This is a genomic window from Collinsella aerofaciens (assembly GCF_039062365.1).
GTDB lineage: Bacteria > Actinomycetota > Coriobacteriia > Coriobacteriales > Coriobacteriaceae > Collinsella.
Genome location: NZ_JBCJBI010000013.1, coordinates 41,176 through 56,664, shown reverse-complemented (window position 1 = coordinate 56,664; position 15,489 = coordinate 41,176). Strand labels below are relative to the sequence as shown.

General features: G+C 58.3%; 13 protein-coding genes and 2 tRNA genes. 4 read left to right on the top strand and 11 right to left on the bottom strand.

Going from position 1 to position 15,489, the window contains the following annotated elements:
- Positions 1 to 145: 145 nt before the first annotated feature.
- The 4 genes from rplI to rpsF form a co-directional block, all read right to left on the bottom strand.
- On the bottom strand, positions 146 to 685 hold the full coding sequence (gene rplI, locus ABCN01_RS07600; protein ID WP_022094073.1) for a 50S ribosomal protein L9: 540 nt from the start codon (positions 683 to 685) through the stop codon (positions 146 to 148).
- A 15-nt stretch (positions 686 to 700) separates the two neighbouring features.
- Positions 701 to 967 (bottom strand): 30S ribosomal protein S18, encoded by a 267-nt coding sequence (rpsR, locus tag ABCN01_RS07595; protein WP_342996782.1) that lies wholly within the window; start codon positions 965 to 967, stop codon positions 701 to 703.
- A gap of 72 nt (positions 968 to 1,039) precedes the next feature.
- Positions 1,040 to 1,492, bottom strand: a complete 453-nt coding sequence (locus ABCN01_RS07590) for a single-stranded DNA-binding protein (protein ID WP_138341029.1) — start codon at positions 1,490 to 1,492, stop codon at positions 1,040 to 1,042.
- A 48-nt stretch (positions 1,493 to 1,540) separates the two neighbouring features.
- Complete coding sequence (rpsF, locus tag ABCN01_RS07585; RefSeq protein ID WP_342996781.1) at positions 1,541 to 1,834, bottom strand: 30S ribosomal protein S6; 294 nt, start codon at positions 1,832 to 1,834, stop codon at positions 1,541 to 1,543.
- A 504-nt stretch (positions 1,835 to 2,338) separates the two neighbouring features.
- On the opposite strand from rpsF, the gene ABCN01_RS07580 reads away from it, so the two are divergent.
- Together ABCN01_RS07580 and ABCN01_RS07575 are read left to right on the top strand one after the other, a co-directional pair.
- Positions 2,339 to 2,429: transfer RNA gene (locus ABCN01_RS07580), tRNA-Ser, on the top strand.
- A gap of 48 nt (positions 2,430 to 2,477) precedes the next feature.
- Positions 2,478 to 2,568 (top strand) — tRNA-Ser (locus ABCN01_RS07575).
- A 160-nt stretch (positions 2,569 to 2,728) separates the two neighbouring features.
- On the opposite strand, the gene ABCN01_RS07570 is transcribed toward ABCN01_RS07575, so the two are convergent.
- On the bottom strand, positions 2,729 to 3,736 hold the full coding sequence (locus tag ABCN01_RS07570) for a hypothetical protein (RefSeq protein WP_342996780.1): 1,008 nt from the start codon (positions 3,734 to 3,736) through the stop codon (positions 2,729 to 2,731).
- 304 nt (positions 3,737 to 4,040) lie between these two features.
- Here ABCN01_RS07570 and ABCN01_RS07565 point away from each other — a divergent pair, with 304 nt between their 5' ends.
- Positions 4,041 to 4,730, top strand: a complete 690-nt coding sequence (locus ABCN01_RS07565) for a trimeric intracellular cation channel family protein (protein ID WP_229065363.1) — start codon at positions 4,041 to 4,043, stop codon at positions 4,728 to 4,730.
- 106 nt (positions 4,731 to 4,836) lie between these two features.
- The gene (locus ABCN01_RS07560; protein WP_342996779.1) at positions 4,837 to 5,982 is read left to right on the top strand and encodes a DUF8173 domain-containing protein; all 1,146 of its coding nucleotides are present in this window, start codon (positions 4,837 to 4,839) and stop codon (positions 5,980 to 5,982) included.
- A gap of 191 nt (positions 5,983 to 6,173) precedes the next feature.
- Here ABCN01_RS07560 and ABCN01_RS07555 read toward each other — a convergent pair whose 3' ends face one another.
- The 6 genes from ABCN01_RS07555 to ABCN01_RS07530 all read right to left on the bottom strand — a co-directional run bounded on the left by ABCN01_RS07555 (position 6,174) and on the right by ABCN01_RS07530 (position 15,303).
- Positions 6,174 to 7,856, bottom strand: coding sequence for an isopeptide-forming domain-containing fimbrial protein (locus ABCN01_RS07555; protein ID WP_342996778.1), 1,683 nt, complete (start codon positions 7,854 to 7,856; stop codon positions 6,174 to 6,176).
- Positions 7,810 to 11,553: a Spy0128 family protein gene (locus ABCN01_RS07550; RefSeq protein ID WP_342996777.1), complete on the bottom strand. Its 3,744-nt coding sequence runs from the start codon at positions 11,551 to 11,553 to the stop codon at positions 7,810 to 7,812. The genes ABCN01_RS07555 and ABCN01_RS07550 overlap by 47 nt, the downstream gene beginning before the upstream one ends.
- Positions 11,554 to 11,979: 426 nt before the next feature.
- Positions 11,980 to 13,818 carry a translational GTPase TypA gene (gene typA / locus ABCN01_RS07545; RefSeq protein WP_055287536.1) on the bottom strand — a complete coding sequence of 613 codons (1,839 nt, stop codon included), beginning with the start codon at positions 13,816 to 13,818 and terminating at the stop codon, positions 11,980 to 11,982.
- Between the two features lie 117 nt (positions 13,819 to 13,935).
- Complete coding sequence (locus tag ABCN01_RS07540; RefSeq protein WP_089572580.1) at positions 13,936 to 14,385, bottom strand: hypothetical protein; 450 nt, start codon at positions 14,383 to 14,385, stop codon at positions 13,936 to 13,938.
- A 30-nt stretch (positions 14,386 to 14,415) separates the two neighbouring features.
- The gene (locus ABCN01_RS07535) at positions 14,416 to 14,772 is read right to left on the bottom strand and encodes a hypothetical protein (RefSeq protein ID WP_342996776.1); all 357 of its coding nucleotides are present in this window, start codon (positions 14,770 to 14,772) and stop codon (positions 14,416 to 14,418) included.
- A gap of 30 nt (positions 14,773 to 14,802) precedes the next feature.
- Positions 14,803 to 15,303, bottom strand: a complete 501-nt coding sequence (locus ABCN01_RS07530; RefSeq protein WP_342996775.1) for a bifunctional nuclease family protein — start codon at positions 15,301 to 15,303, stop codon at positions 14,803 to 14,805.
- Between the last annotated feature and the right edge of the window lie 186 nt (positions 15,304 to 15,489).

Genomic DNA, 15,489 nt, shown 5'->3' with positions numbered 1-15,489 from the left:
TAAAGCCGTTTGTCTCCACCCGCGTAGCGGGTGGTTTAAAGCTGGCCGCTGCGCGGCCAGCAGACTAAAGTCTTGAATCAAATAAGGCCGCCCCGGTTACCCAGAGCGCCCTTCTTAGAACAAGATTGTTGCGTTGCAGCAAATGCTACTCGGCAGCAGCCTCAGTCTCGACCTCGGCGGTCTCGGCCTCGGCGACCTCAGCGGCCTCCTCGACCTCAGCCTCGGCAGCGAGCTCCTCGGCGGTAACGCCGACGAGAACGACAACCTCGGCCTTGATCTCGCGGTACAGCGAGATGGCAACGGTGTGGGCACCGGCAACCTTGATGGGCTTACCGAGCTCGACGCGCTTACGGTCGATGTCCATACCGAGCTGAGCCTTGATGGCGTCAGCGATCATAGCGGCGGTAACGGAGCCAAAGAGGATGCCCTCGTCGCCGACCTTGACGTCAACGGTGACCGTCTTGCCCTCGAAGGCAGCCTTGGTCTCGTTGGCAGTAGCCAGACGGACGGCCTCGCGCTTGGCGATGTTGTTGCGACGCTCGTCAAGCTGCTTGAGGTTGCCCTTGGTGGCGGCAACAGCGAGCTTCTTGGGGAACAGGAAGTTCTCAGCGTAACCCTGAGCGACCTCTACGACGTCACCCTCGCCGCCCTTGCCCTTGATCTCATCGAGAAGAATAACCTTCATGATGTGTCTCCCTTCTTAGCCGCGGTCGCGGTTGCCACGAGAGGAAACCACGGGGACGGTGTACGGCAGGAGAGCCATCTCGCGGGCGCGCTTGATGGCGTTGGCGATGTCATTCTGATGCTGCGTGCAAGCGCCAGTGACGCGACGGGGCTTGATCTTGCCACGGTCGGTCATGTACTTACGGAGAAGCTGAGTGTCCTTATAGTCGATGAACTCAGTGTTCTCCTTGCAGAACTGGCAGTACTTACGACGCGGCTGACGTGCAGAAAAATCATTAGCCATGTCAAAATACCTTTCATTTGGCAACTTCGGCGAACCGAAGCCGCCTCTCACTCAAAAATAGGTGAACAACCCTTAGAACGGGATGTCCTCATCGTAGACGTCGACCGCGGGCGGCGTAGCCACCGGTGCGGCAGGACGTGCTGCGGGCGCGGAAGCTGCGGGGGCGTAACCGCCCTGATCGTAGCCACCCTGGCCACCACGGGAGCTCATAAACTCGATCTCATCGACGATGACCTCAAGTTTGCTCCGGCGCTGGCCGTCGCGCTCCCAAGAGCTGTAGCGCAGCTTGCCCTCGATCGCGACCTTGTTTCCCTTTGCCAGGAAACGGCTCACGGCCTCGGCGCGGGTGCCGAACATGGTGCAGTCGACAAAGTTGGGATAGTCCTCCCACTCGCCAGTCTGCGCGTTGCGGCGACGATCGTTCACGGCGACGCCAAAGGACAGAACCTGGGTTCCGCCGGCGGTGGCGCGCAGCTCGGGATCGCGGGTGAGGTTACCGGTGATGTTCACTCGATTGATGCTCATAACTCACTACTTCCTCTTGGGGCACAAGCCCAGTCCAAAACGACAGTCTTACTCCTGGTCGTCGCGACGGACGATCATGTGGCGGACCACAGCGTCGGTGATGCGCAGGACGCGATCAAGCTCGGCGATCTGGGTAGGATCTGCGTGGAAGTTGATGAGGGTGTAGTCACCATCGGTGAGGTCGTTGATCTCGTAGGCGAGCTTGCGCTTGCCCCACTCGTCAACGGAGTCGACCTCGCCAGCGCCCTCAGCGATCGTGGTATCGATACGCTTCATAACAGCGAGACGAGTCTCGGGGTCGAGCGACGGGTCAACAAAGAACAGCAGTTCATAAGCCTTCATATTGTCACCTCCTCTGGGCAAATGTGGCTTCAGGTCGTGAAGGTGCGCCTGAAGCAGGAAAAGACTTGGTAATAATATCTTTCAACCTCCTAGGCTGCAAGAATATGCAGCTACAACCTCATGACCTCCACATATGCCCATACTCACACCACGTTTCACGCGCATTCCAACCAAATGCAGACCAAGAGCTTGACGGATTTGTGGACAAGATACGGTGCCGCGGGGACAAGCTGAGCCAAGCCGCAGGTCAACGGGCACAAGGCTGTGGTCGCGAAATGCATACCAGTGGTCCACAGCACCACCCAAAGATTTTTAAATTCATCGCCAAGTCGCTTATGAATACCCCTTTTGAACAATTGAGTTGATCAACCACGCTGGTCGGAAGCCGTTTTTTGGCACCTCAAACCCCACTGCAACGCCAAGCGCGGCAAAGCGTTTTAAAAAATGCCAACTTTTCTGTTTGCACTTTGCGATTCCTCGTGTATACTGACTTTCGCATTTAACGGAGAGTTGTCCGAGTGGCCGAAGGAGCACGATTGGAAATCGTGTAGGCGTCAAAAGCGTCTCCAGGGTTCAAATCCCTGACTCTCCGCCAGTTAATTCCAAAGCAGGCCTTCGAGCCTGCTTTGTTTTTACCCCACGCGGAGGGGTGGCAGAGTGGTTGAATGCGGCGGTCTCGAAAACCGTTTGGCCTGTATAAGGTCACGAGGGTTCGAATCCCTCCTCCTCCGCCATTTTGGTTGAGAAAGCTCCCAACAACGGGAGCTTTTTTGTTATCGAAATACGTCTCGATCCCACGCTTCCCCAAACATGTACGTCACCCTCCAAAACCGACATTTTTCGACATCTTTGAAGGCTGACGTACACGTTTGGATTGAGTTCACGGGAGTGGCACTATTCGGAAGGTGCCTCTTCGTCTCGCATGCCCTTCCAGTTGCGGATAAGCGCCTTGCGTAGTTCGTTTTGCTCTCGCTGGTACCCGGTGTCGGTACAGCGAGGCATGCCGAGTGCTTCGCGAATGTTGTTCATGGCGCGGTGAAAGGCGAGCTGGCTGCCGAACTGAGCCGAAGTGAGCGTAACGATTCGATATCCCATTTGGGAGAGAACGGCTTCTCGCTCCGCATCTGCTCCCTTGCGCTCGAGCTCATCGTGAAAACCGCCCTTATATTCGATACCGAGCTCCCTGCGCTTATAGGTAATGAGGGCATCGATTTTGAGTGTTCGGGCTTTTGTGCAATGCCAGAGACGTTGAGGGATCTCGAGCGGTTTGTTGAGTTCGATACCTCGGATACCAACGCCGCCTTCGCTTGTTGGGAGCGAGAGGGCGATTGCCGAAGCGGTCTCCATAGGCGAGGCCGAGTGATCGTAGATGTGCCTGAGCGCGAGCCGTGCACGTGTGGCACCGGGTTTGCCGGGGTGCCGATCGAGCAGTTTGGTTATTTCATCCTTGGAGGTAGTGGCTGGTTGCCCGGTATAAGGGTCGGCGGGATTGAGCCTCATGCGATAATCGCCGCAAACTTCATAGCCATATTCGAGATATTCGATCCTATCCATCCACTCGGCAGCGAGCACAAAGGTGAAGGCTTCGTCGGTGATGAAGATTCCGGGCGTCAACTCGTTAATATGCTCGTAGGGAAGATTTTGTCCAAGAATGTGACAAACGACGCCTTTGGTACGAATTCGCTCGAATTCGAATACAACCGCGATATCGATAGTCTTAAGCATATCGGACGGAATGCCGCAGTCGGTAAGAGCCTGTCGTATGCGCGCAACACGTTGCTGGGTGGAGATGCCTTGTGCGCCTATCTGGTAGTCGTGCCGCGCAAGAGACTGAACCAAATTCTGGGGTGCATGATGAACAAGCCATGCGGTTTTATGCGAAATGAGAACAGGGGTATCCATTGAGGGCCTCTCGCTCTGAGCCGGTATCCAACTCTTATGTCCGTTGAAGTGGGGAAATATACCGGATGTGAGTAAATCAACTCACTCATGCTGTGAGCTCAATCCAAACATGTACGTCCGCCTCCAAAGATGTCGAAAAATGCCGTTTTTGGAGGGTGACGTACATGTTTTGGATCCCCGGCATTCCAGCAATGCCATGTCAGCATCCGCTGCCAACCGTTTGCCGAGCAATAGGGTCGCAATCGGCGCCGAACATGTACTATGTACGGGCATTGTCTAAACCCGTAACTCAAAGGACCCCATCTTGCCCGTTGCCGCCGCTATGATCGTTACCGCACACGCCTCGGATGCCATGGTTGCCATCCCGTTTTGGCTCGAGATGTTCGCCGTCGTCGCGGCATCGATCTCGGGCGTGTTGGTCGCACGCGAGCACAAACTCGACCTGGTGGGCGCCGTCGCGCTCGCCGTGGTCTGTGGACTGGGCGGCGGTCTTTTGCGCGATATGACGCTGCAGGTGGGCAACGTCTACATCCTCAACCAACCGATGGCGCTCCCGCTCTCCATCGCCACCGCGGCCATCATCTACATCTTCCCGGCAATCGTCGACAAGCCCGAAAAGCTCATTCCCCTGCTCGATATCATCTCGGTGGGTATTTATGCGGCAACCGGCGCAGACAAGGCGCTGGTCTACGGCTTTGCGCCGGCGGTGTGCATCATGATGGGCTTTTTTACCGCGGTGGGCGGCGGCATGCTGCGAGATGGTTTTATGGGTGTGGTGCCGGGTATCTTCCAACGCACCAACTTCTATGCCATCGCGGCCATCGCCGGATCGGCAAGCTATGTTTGCCTTGTCATGAGCGGCTTGGTCAGCAATGTCGTCGCACTGGTCGTTTGCGTCGTGGTGACCATGGGACTACGCTGGCTGTCGCTGCGCTTTGATATCAAAAGCCCCACCGAGGATGACATCGCACGCTTTTTGCACCGCAAAAAGTAGGTGGCGCGGGCTCATCCTTCGAAATGCAACCGAGAGGTTCTTTTAGAGCGCCCACGCGTTGGGTACCCTGTTAGGTGCATGTCGAGCATCTGACGAAGGATTCACTATGCCCTGTAATCAATTCCCGTCGACCCAGCGCCGTAAAGCGTGGGGCCGCATCACGATCTTATTCGCGCTCATCGCTCTAGCGGTCACCGCGCTTCCCACGGCGTCGTTCGCCGGCACGGACACCGCAGGCAACGTGCTTGCGACCGACAATGACGCCAATTCGTCCGGCGTCGAAGGTGACCTGTACTGGGCAGGTCAGGCCCTTAACTTGGACGATGCGTCCATCGGCCGCGACATAATTGCAGCAGGCGAGAGCCTCTCCATCCGCGACTGCACGGTGGGCGGCGCCGTCCGCTTGGCGGCACGCACTATCGATATCGCCAAGACCACGGTTGATGGCAGCGTCACGGTCGTCGGTCAGCACGTTGTGCTCAATTCCGACAGCACCGCCAACTGTTTTTACGCGATAGGCGAGACGGTTGCCCTGCGCGGCTCTACCAAGTCGGCAGCGCTTGCGGGCGACACGGTGACCATCGATGGCACCGTCGAGGGCGATGTCGAGGTTTGGGCCGACAAGCTCATCCTGGGCAAGAACGCCCACATCACCGGCACCGTGAACGCGCACGTCTCCGAGGACCCCGAGCGTGCCGCAGGAGCCGAGGTAGGCGCGCTCAAGATCGACCGCACCGAGAACGAGGATACTTCCACCGTTAACGATGTCATCGGCGGTATCGTCGCCGCGGCACTCTCGACCTGCTTTGTCGCTCTGCTGCTCGAGCTCGTCTTTCCGCGCGCGACCGCCAGCGCCGCCGGCATGCTCCACCAGCGCCCCATACCCCTGTGGGTGAGCGGTCTTCTGGGCACGATTGCTATCGTCCCCGCCGTCCTACTGCTAATTATCTCTATCGCTGGTCTGTCGCTTGCCGGAGCCCTCTTGTGCGGCGTTATCGGCATCGCGTTGGTGTCGAGTGCCTTTGCGGGGTGCGCGATCTCCCGCATGGTCGGACACAACCAAAACCGCTACGCCATGGCAGCCGTGGGCGGCGTAATCGCAGGCGCCCTCACGGGGCTTCCCCTCGTAGGTGACTTCATCAGCGGCGTAGCCTTTGTCTTTATGCTCGGCTACGTTATCCAGATCATCTGGCGCAACGCCCACCTCAAGCCGCAGCAGCCGGCTAATATGCCAGGACTCCCCACCGCTTAGCCACCAACCACCACAAAGGTGCCAGGTTACTTTGCACCAACAAACGAAGCGGGGCACTCGGTCATGTCGACCGGGTGCCCCGCTTTTCTTGGAGGGTTCTCTAGTAACTTTTTCAAAACCAATGATCATCAGGTCGGTAGGCCTGTGCGTCACTCGCTACGGAGGCAGCACGCCATTAAGCAGGGGGGCAATTATTTTTTACGACGACCGCCTCCCCGCTTGATGACGAGCGCGACAACAATAGCCGCCACTCCGATGGCAGCCAAAGCCGCCACCAGCACCAACGTTCTATCTCCCGTCGAGGGCATAAAGCCTCGACTTGCTTCTTTGCTTGGAGTGTTGAGCACCGACAGTTCAATCGAACCCGTCCCGGCATCAGCGGTATCAACCCGCAGAGGGCTTTCGGCCGACACGGTCACCTTGGGCTTCGCGGCCGCCACCTGCTTAGCGTCCAATCCCTCAGACGTAACCGTTACCGTTCGTTTGCCCTCAAAGGCGGTGTATCCCTTGGGAGCCGCGGCCTCCTCGACGGTGTAGACACCCGCGTCCACACCGCTCAATTCCGCGTGGCCGTCCGCGCCCGTGGTGACGCACGCGTCAGCATCCGTCGACCACGAGCCGTCGGTCGTTAGGATGCGCCCGCGGTCATCGATGATGCGCAGTTTGGCACTCGCGAGCGGTTTATCGTCCGAGCTCGAGCGCTTGATGAGGCTGAGTCCCCAGGTATAGGCCGTGGCGTCATCACTCGGCGTATGGGTGAATCCGGCATCGCCGGACTGGTCGACGAGGGGAGAGCGCGGGTAACGCAGGTAGACCTCGTTGGGGTTGCCCTTGGTGGCGCCTCGATTGCAGTTGGCCCCCAACGGCGCATTGTAGACAGCAACCACGCGGGCGCCCGCGGCAAAGGCGTCAGCCCCGCCGAGCGCGGCGATGAGGTCGCCGGTGCGCACGGTGAAGGCATTGCCCTCGACCGAGACCTTGCACCGTGAAGTAATGTCTGTCCACCCTTTAGCCGGCGTCGAGTTGGCGTTGCCGCCCTCACATGCGACGACGTCGAAGCCGCCGTCCGCGCCCGCCGCCACGTACACGCGCACGCTCGCGGCCACCTTGGAGGGGTCGAGCCCCGCACTCATGGTGTCGACGAACTGTACCGTATAGGTGTCGTACGCCGTGAGCCCCGCCGGGACCGTGGCCGAGAGGCGCCAGTACAGGTCGTCGGCAACCGTGGCGTCGGCGGCCTTCTGCCAGGCGGCGGTGCTGTCCTCCAGCACGTGTTTTTGGACCTTGGGGGTCGCCGCCTTGGGCTTGACGGTAACGGCGCTGCCGCCGACCAGGGTCATGATCGGCGCGGTGCCGGCCTCGCCCTGGGCGATGACGTCGCCGTCGGCGACGATGAGCCAGTAGCCGCAGGGCAGCTCGGCCGCCGTGCCCGCGTTAAGGGCCACGGAAGTTGCGTCGGCATTGCAAATCGCGCGGGCAAGCTTTGCCGTCAGCGCGGTCGTCATATGCCCGTCGGCATTCATCCACTCGGCAGTCTCTTGCGCCGCCGATGCCGAGCCATCAAGCCCCGCATCATGAAGCACGGGAAGAACGGCTTGACGAACCGCGCCATTCGCCCACGTTACGTCAGTTGCAATTTTATGGCCAGCATCGTCATCATCGATAACTGTCGCCGAAAAGAGCTGGTACGCGTCATACCGCGTCGCGACTGTACCGTCCACCGTAATGGCACCGGTGTCGGCAGCACGAGCCGTCCTGGGCAGCATCGCAAAAGAGAACATAGCGACCGTAGATATCGTTGCGACGGCCAACAAGCGGCACCAAAGCCTACTCACGGCGACCACCTCGATCTTGATCGCGATGGCGGTGAGCATGCATCCATGTCGCGGCAAAGCACAGCAGCGAAGCGCCAGCCAGATACGTCATAGTCAAGCCGGCACCGCCTGCCTCGGGAAGCGTGGTCGAATATCTGTTGGTAAAAGTCGGCGGGGTCGAAGAGCCATTGTCATAGGTGACGGTGGCGACGAGATTCCTCTCACCGTTGTCCACCTTAACCGTAACCTTGTGCTGGGTCCTGTCGTAGGTGATGTGGTCCTTGACGTTGTTCTCGGCGCCCTCGGGGACGACCTCAGAGATGGTATAAGTATAGGTATCGGCCTTGTTGTAGTCGACGTTGAAGGAGACGTTGCCCATGGCATCGTTGGTCACCGTTTGGAGCACCCTGTCCTTGTCATCCTTGAGCGCGAACGAGAACTGACCTTCCTTGAACGTTCCGCCTGCGAGCACCTTCTCTGCGTTAATAACCGCCTTGCCCGTCATGCGGTTGTCGTAGACCCAGATCTCGTCCTTCTTTGTATCGTCGATGATCTCCGCACCGTCGACGATGTCCTTTGCCTTAGTTAGCGCAGCCTGATAATCCTTGTCGCTCGCGCTGCCTTTGAGCATGATCCACGTGGGATCGGCCTTGGCATAGCCAACAGGCGCCTTGGTCTCCACGAGCTGATAGAGCACGCAATTACTCATCTTCTTGTCGCTTGTGCCGAACGAGATTTTGCCGTTGGCGTCGGTGGGGACGTCGATCGCGGCCTCGTCAAACGGCGTTCTGGCGTTCTCTACATTTCCGTCATCCGCAACCTGGCCCATATCCACGCTGTAGAGTGTGAACTTCGCCCCCTCGAGCGTCGCGCCGACCTGCTGGGCGTCGTACTTGGTCATCGTGATGCTGTAGCCGTTGCCGCCCGCGCTGGCGGACGCATTTTGAATCTTCCATTTTTGCTCGTCGATCGCCGAACCCTCCGTCACCCCCGCAAGCTCGGCGGTGTTGGAAAGGGACACCTCTTCGCCGGGGTTTCCGGTCGGGATAACCTCATACTCGACCTTGAGGTATTTCCCGTCGGGCACCTTAAGCGTCAACTTCGTACGCGAGCCAGTTTCATCCTTGACCTGCTCCACCTTCGACGAATAGTCCTTATCAGCCAGCGGTGACCAGGCACCATACACCCACTCATAGGCCTTAAGCGTCGACGGCACCAGCGTGCACTTGGCATCCATGGTATCGACGAGCTCAAGGAAGTCGGTGCCGTTTTTAAGGGCAACGGCAGACTCGTTAACAAGAATGGTGTACTTAATGCGGTTGCTACTACTGACCTGTTCACCAGTCTTTTTGATAACGTTGTTCTTGATGGTGACGGTGCCACTGCCGGATTCGAACTTCTTGCTTCCCGACTCGGCGCTGGCCTTGTTGGTGAACTTCACCTCGTTTGTGGAGGTATCGAGCTCACCGCGCTTGACCGCCGTCTTGTACGTGAGCTTTGCGTAGCCGGCATAGCTTTCAAGCTCAGTCGTGGGGATGGAGAAGGTGACCGTATTGCCGTTGCGGCTGACGTTGTCGGCGGCGAGCGTCCGACCCGTAACGACCTCCTTGGCCTCGCCTCCGCGATGAAGCCCCGTATGTTTATCATAGGGGTTCTGCACGAGCGTATACTTTGCGGAATTCGCAACATAGCTCATACCATCCGGAAGGCTATCAACGATATTCAGCAGTTTCCCGCCCAGCTTTCCAGCTCCATAGTATTCGAACTCGCCATTTGCGCCCTTATTACCCTTTTGGCGGTTTGCATACACCGTCCAGTCGACGATCCAGGCGCCCTTCTCATCCGAGCCGTCAACGGTATGCCAATCGAAGTTCTCAACCCAAGACACCTTCGACTCCGCTTCCGGCTTCTCGACCTCGGGCGCCGTTTCTTGGTTGACAACATACTTGACGGGTTCGGTGAACGGCCACTGTAGTCTCAGGCCCGGTGCTTCGACCGCTGCGAAGTTTGAGTACCAGCCCGACAGCGCTTCTGATGTGGTGTCGTAGGTGATAACGGCGTAGTCCTCGTTCTCGAGAGCGGCTTTCACGTTGTCGGTAACGATGATTTTGAGGTCGTAGTTTTTCTTTGTTTCATTACCCGGATAGCTGGTCGTTGGTCTCCAGTCGGTGCCCGGAACCAGCTTGGTATTGCCGATTTTAATGGTAATGGAGCTTTCGTCGACACCAAGCTTCTGCGACCATGCCGACTGAAACGTGTCCTTCACCGTCACCTCGCCTGGATGGGCCGCATTGACGATCGCCTTCAGCGCGACCTTCGTCTCCCACGTCGCCCTGCCCGTCGTCGCCGCCTCATCGTGGCTCACGCACCTCTTGGTGATCGGCACAACACCCGTCAGCTGCGGCGTGAAACTGCCATCATCGCTACCGGAAACGGAGCCCCCGCGCTCGATGGCCGCGCTGTTGCGCACAGTGTCGTACGAGCTCGTGTCGTTCATCTTGGTGTGATAAACGATGCAGTAGGTGGCGTACTTATCCTCAAGGTTGTTCGGGAACGTATAGGAAAAAGAGTTATCCTTAGGTTCAAGTTTTCTTTCACAAATCTTGACTCCGCTCGCCTCCGAGTCGCCTTTGTAAACCGTAAAGTTGCCCGTATACGTCTGTTTTCCGTCCAGATTATCAGTGAACATGTAGCCGCTCATGTCGGCCTTGAGCTTGCCTTGGTTGAGCTTGACCGTCCACTTGATGTCCGACGGCGTGCCTGAGCCATTGGATTTCTTGATCATGTCATAGCCGAATGTAACAGGCTCAGCCGTAGCTGTTCTGTTATCGCTGTCGCTTGAGCCAGCCCAATTCCACGTTGCCGTATTCTCAGCTTTGATCAAATCGCCGCCGTTCGCGGCAACGCCGCTCTTCAGCACCGTATCGTACGTGATCGTGTGGTTGCCCTGGGAAAGGTTGCCCAGGCTGTCGAGGGTTACGACCTGGCCGTCGATCATCGGCTGGGAGTCAAGCTTCTTGCCGTCGAGCTTGAAACTGTCGTTCACAAAGTCGAAGTTGTCGCCCAGCGTATCAGTGAAGCTAACGTCCGTAGCATACGACTCTACGGTAAGCGTAACAGTCCAGGTAACCTTGGCCACGCCATCTGCGCCCTGGGAGAAGGTCCCCGACTTCGTCCCCGTGACTTTGCCGTCCTTGGTAGGGATTTTGATCGTTCCCACACCAGGGAACACGACAGATGCGTTGCTGCCTGAGCCGGTGCCCTTGTCTGCAAGCTCGAACGAGAAATTGGCTCCGACATAAATCTCCGCAGGGTTTGACGCAAGCCAGTTTTTGTCAAACGCAAAGATGACCTTATTGTCCTTAATCTTCCACGTGCCAGCCTTGGCGGCAGTGGCTTCCGGACCCTCCATGAGGTCGCCGCCGTCGTTGTCGTCAACGACAATGGTGTCGGGCAGCTTATAGACAGCGATGTTCTTCTCGGGCGTAGGCGCCTTGCCGCCTTTGAATTGTGCCGAGAAAGCTCCATAGAGCGTCGAAGTGGACGTTACGGGATCCTCGAGCTTTTGAGTGTGGTGCTCATCGGTATACAGCCTGACACCAACCGTCGCCGCATCCCCATCGATCGCAATCGGATCGGGCTTCGCAACGTCATCGGCGCGCGCGGGGGATGCGCCGTGAAAAACTGCGGCGGTGAGGCTAATCAAAATGAAGATCAGGGCCGCCATACCCAGCGACCGCGAGCGGTGTGCGTTCATAGTTGTCCCTTAATTCCTACAACACGGTGTGGAATACGGCGAATCGTCGGATCGAACACAAACCCCAACATCTACGAGAACCTACCTAGCGCATTGCAAGAACCCATTGGGGAGCAACTTCTAAGACGGTTCGTCTATGCCACAATGCATAAAATATAATATAGATACCAATCATGTAAACCGCAGGTCAAGAGGTCTTTTAATTTAATACCAGTTGATATTTACCTGTTAACAGTTTTGTATCATACCGGCTATATTCAGTGGAATTATGTATATGTTTAAACAACTTAACTTTGACCCGAAAGCCGGTCGGAGGGGATAGCCGCCCCCACCGTGGTGCAAGCGAACCTGTCCCCCTTGCACCAGAAAGGGCGCCGACCGCGATGGTCGACGCCCTTTCTTGTTAGACGCTATAAAGCCCAGCGCTTATTTGTTTACCTGGCCAGCGCGGACGGCAGCCTTCTTGCGGTCGGTGGCGTTGAGCAGACGCTTGCGCAGGCGGATGTTCTTGGGAGTAATCTCGACCAGCTCGTCGTCGGCGATGTACTCCAGCGCTTCCTCCAGCGAGAAGGTGCGGGGCGGCACCAGCTGGACGGAAATATCGGAGGTCGAGGAACGCTGGTTGCCCAGGTTCTTGGTACGCGCGATGTTGACGACCATGTCGCCAGCCTTGCTGCGCTCGCCCACGATCATGCCCTCATAGCACTCGGTGCCCGGCTCAACAAACAGCTGGCCGCGCTCCTGCAGCGTACCCAGAGCATAGGCAACGGCCTTCTCGGTGGTCATGGAGATCATGGCGCCGTTCTGACGGTTACCGATCTCGCCAGCGTAAGGACCATACTCCAGGAAGGTGTGGTAGAACACGCCCTCGCCGTGAGTGACGTTCATGATGCGGTTCTTAAGACCCATGATGCCGCGGGTCGGGATCTTAAACTCGAGGTGCGTCACGATGCCCGAGGTATCCATGCTCGTCATGATGCCGCCGGAGGTGCCGAAGACCTCAACGACCTTGCCCGAGTACTCGTCCGGGCACTCGACGACGGCCTGCTCGACGGGCTCCATCTTGTTGCCGTTCTCGTCCTTCTTAAACAGAACGCGGGGACGGCCGACCTGGAACTCAAAGCCCTCGCGGCGCATGGACTCCATCAGGACGGACAGGTGCAGGATGCCGCGGCCCGAGACCTCGACGCCGCTCTTGTCCTCGAGCTCCTCGATCTTCATGGTCACGTTGTTCTCGGCCTCGTTGAACAGGCGCTCCTTGAGCTGACGGGCGCCCACGATGTCGCCATCACGGCCGACGAGCGGGGAGGTCGAAGCCTCAAAGACGATGGACAGGGTCGGCGGGTCGATCTCGATGGGCTCGAGCTCGACGGGGTTCTCGGGGTCGGTGTAGACATCGCCGATATCGGTGCGGTCAATGCCCACGACGGCAGCGATGTCGCCGGCGCCGACTTCCTGGCACTCGGTACGGCCCAGGTAGTCGAAGGTAAAGAGCTGCTTGACGGTAGCGGTGGCGCTGGAGCCGTCATTCTTGACAACCAGAATCTGGTCGCCCTGATGGATGGCGCCGGAATACACGCGACCGATGCCGATACGGCCAACGAAGTTGGAGTGGTCGATGGTCACGCACTGCATGGCCAGCGGGGCGTTCTCGTCAACCTCGGGCGCGGGCATGTCGTCGATGATCATATCGAGCAGCGGATACATGTCCATGTTGCCGTCGTTGGGGTCAAGGCGGGCAAAGCCATTCATGGCGCTGGCGTAGACCACGTGCTCCATGGCGAACTCAAGCTGGTCGTCGGTAGCGCCCAGGTCGGCCATAAGGTCGAGGCAGTCGTTGTAGGCCTTCTCGGGGTTGGCACCCGGACGGTCGATCTTGTTGATGACGATCATGATCTTAAGGCCGGTGTCGATAGCGTGACGCAGCACGAAGCGGGTCTGGGGCATGGGGCCCTCAAAAGCGTCGACCAGCAGCAGGGCGCCGTCGGCCATACGCAGCACGCGCTCGACCTCGCCACCGAAGTCGGCGTGGCCCGGGGTGTCGATGACGTTGATCTTGACGTCCTTGTACTCGATAGAGATGTTCTTGGCGAGAATCGTAATGCCGCGCTCGCGCTCCTGGTCGTTGGAATCCAGGACGCGGTCCTCGACCTGCTGATTGGCACGGAAGGCGTCCGTGGCACGCAGGAGCTTGTCGACCATCGTCGTCTTGCCGTGGTCGACGTGGGCGATGATGGCGATGTTCCTCAGATTGTCTACGCGCATGTAGTTCCCCTATCTTCTATCCATATACAAACGGCACGCGTATGCGGCCCGCCCAGCGATACAACGCTCAGCGGGAATATTGAGCCTTTTACCGAAAACTCGTTTATTTTAGCGATTTTAGATGAGAGGGGTTTCCTCACCTGCGGGTTCAGGGTCGCTCCACATAAAACCATCGCCGGCGCCCATGCCCTCATACAGCACATATGCCGAAAAACCACTCTCGAGCGTGGTTTCGAAGAAGCTCACGAGCAGAGCATCGTGATAGCCGCCGTCAATCTCGACGCAGCCGGTGTAGCCGATGGCATAGCGAGCGATACGGCCCAGGCCCTCGTCCTTAAGACCCATCTTGTGCTCGGAGATAAAGTTGGTGGCCGCCTCGAGGCACGCCTCTTCGCCATCCTCATCGAGCGCCGCCAGATAGCGGTTGGAAGCGGCGTCCTCAATTGCCACGACCACGCCAGGGTTTTCACCGGCGGCAAGGTCATCCAAGAACGCGCCGATCAGATCGCACACCATGGCGTCGAGCTCGGCGGAGACGTTACCGGCGTCCTGCATATCCTGTGCCATCTTTAGACCTTCCCATCGAGTCTGGCGTCGTTACAGTTCTTGTGCCTCGGCGGCGATCTTAGCGGCAGCGTCGCGGGTGCGCATCATATCCATCGCGCGCTTGTCGAGCACCTTGATCTGACTGGTCAGCATGACCGCATCGACCACACCCCAGATCACGAGGCCCGTAGAGATCGAAAACCCAAGCGCACCAACTGTACCACGAAGGCGCGAGCAGATTGCCGCGACAAGGGCGGAGATGATAACCATCTTGATATAGGAGCCGCGGCGCTCGCGAAGCGTGCGGGCCTGCGTCACATAGGCGATGCGAGCCGCCTCGGATGCCTCCGAGCGCATTTGGGCTTCACGCGATATGGCGGCCGCTTCAGCCGATACGCGGGTACCCATCAGCGACCTCTCCGCTCGCGTGCCAGACATTTAGAAATCATCGGGGGAGAGCGTATGGACGAACTCGTCGAACTTCTCGAACTCCTGCTCGTCGTCAACTTCCTCCGCATGGGCAGAAACGGTGCCCAGGCGATTCATGATGTCGTCTTCAACGAACATGGGGGCATTACTGCGTACGGCAAGGGCAATGGCGTCGCTCGGACGCGCATCGATCCTATGCTCGCTGCCATCGGCCAACACGACAACTGTCGCATAGAACACCGGCGGCTCGGCACGAACGATCTCGATGCGCTCGAGCTTGGCACCCAGGGCATCGACAGTGTCAAGCAGCACGTCGTGCGTGATCGGGCGCTCGGCGCGACCGCTATCGATGCCACGGCTAATGGCCGCGGCCTCAAACGAGCCGGTCTGAATGGAAAGCGAACGCAGGGGTGCCGTCGAATCCGACTTGCCGCAGCGCTCGCGAAGCACGATAAGCGATGGCACGGGACCGGCGGCCATGACGATGGTCTCTATGTCGACACGAACCATGGAACACCTCCGGTACGTAGCGGTTAACACGCGGCAGGGTCGCCGCATTGAATAGCTATACTACCCAATCTTTCGCCCAGCACACAAAATCAAAGTAGTTAATTTGGGACGGGGCTATTTTGACTACTTTTATCGATAAGAAAAAAGCCCCGAGGCAATGCCCCGGGGCTCTTAACGTTTTGATGG

Coding starts and splice junctions, on each gene's coding strand:
- ABCN01_RS07560 (WP_342996779.1), top strand. CDS start 4,837: ATGCCCTGTAATCAATTCCCGTCGACCCAGCGCCGTAAAGCGTGGGGC.
- ABCN01_RS07590 (WP_138341029.1), bottom strand. CDS start 1,492: ATGAGCATCAATCGAGTGAACATCACCGGTAACCTCACCCGCGATCCC.
- typA (WP_055287536.1), bottom strand. CDS start 13,818: ATGCGCGTAGACAATCTGAGGAACATCGCCATCATCGCCCACGTCGAC.
- ABCN01_RS07540 (WP_089572580.1), bottom strand. CDS start 14,385: ATGGCACAGGATATGCAGGACGCCGGTAACGTCTCCGCCGAGCTCGAC.
- rpsF (WP_342996781.1), bottom strand. CDS start 1,834: ATGAAGGCTTATGAACTGCTGTTCTTTGTTGACCCGTCGCTCGACCCC.
- ABCN01_RS07535 (WP_342996776.1), bottom strand. CDS start 14,772: ATGGGTACCCGCGTATCGGCTGAAGCGGCCGCCATATCGCGTGAAGCC.
- rplI (WP_022094073.1), bottom strand. CDS start 685: ATGAAGGTTATTCTTCTCGATGAGATCAAGGGCAAGGGCGGCGAGGGT.
- ABCN01_RS07550 (WP_342996777.1), bottom strand. CDS start 11,553: ATGAACGCACACCGCTCGCGGTCGCTGGGTATGGCGGCCCTGATCTTC.
- rpsR (WP_342996782.1), bottom strand. CDS start 967: ATGGCTAATGATTTTTCTGCACGTCAGCCGCGTCGTAAGTACTGCCAG.
- ABCN01_RS07555 (WP_342996778.1), bottom strand. CDS start 7,856: ATGCTCACCGCCATCGCGATCAAGATCGAGGTGGTCGCCGTGAGTAGG.
- ABCN01_RS07530 (WP_342996775.1), bottom strand. CDS start 15,303: ATGGTTCGTGTCGACATAGAGACCATCGTCATGGCCGCCGGTCCCGTG.
- ABCN01_RS07570 (WP_342996780.1), bottom strand. CDS start 3,736: ATGGATACCCCTGTTCTCATTTCGCATAAAACCGCATGGCTTGTTCAT.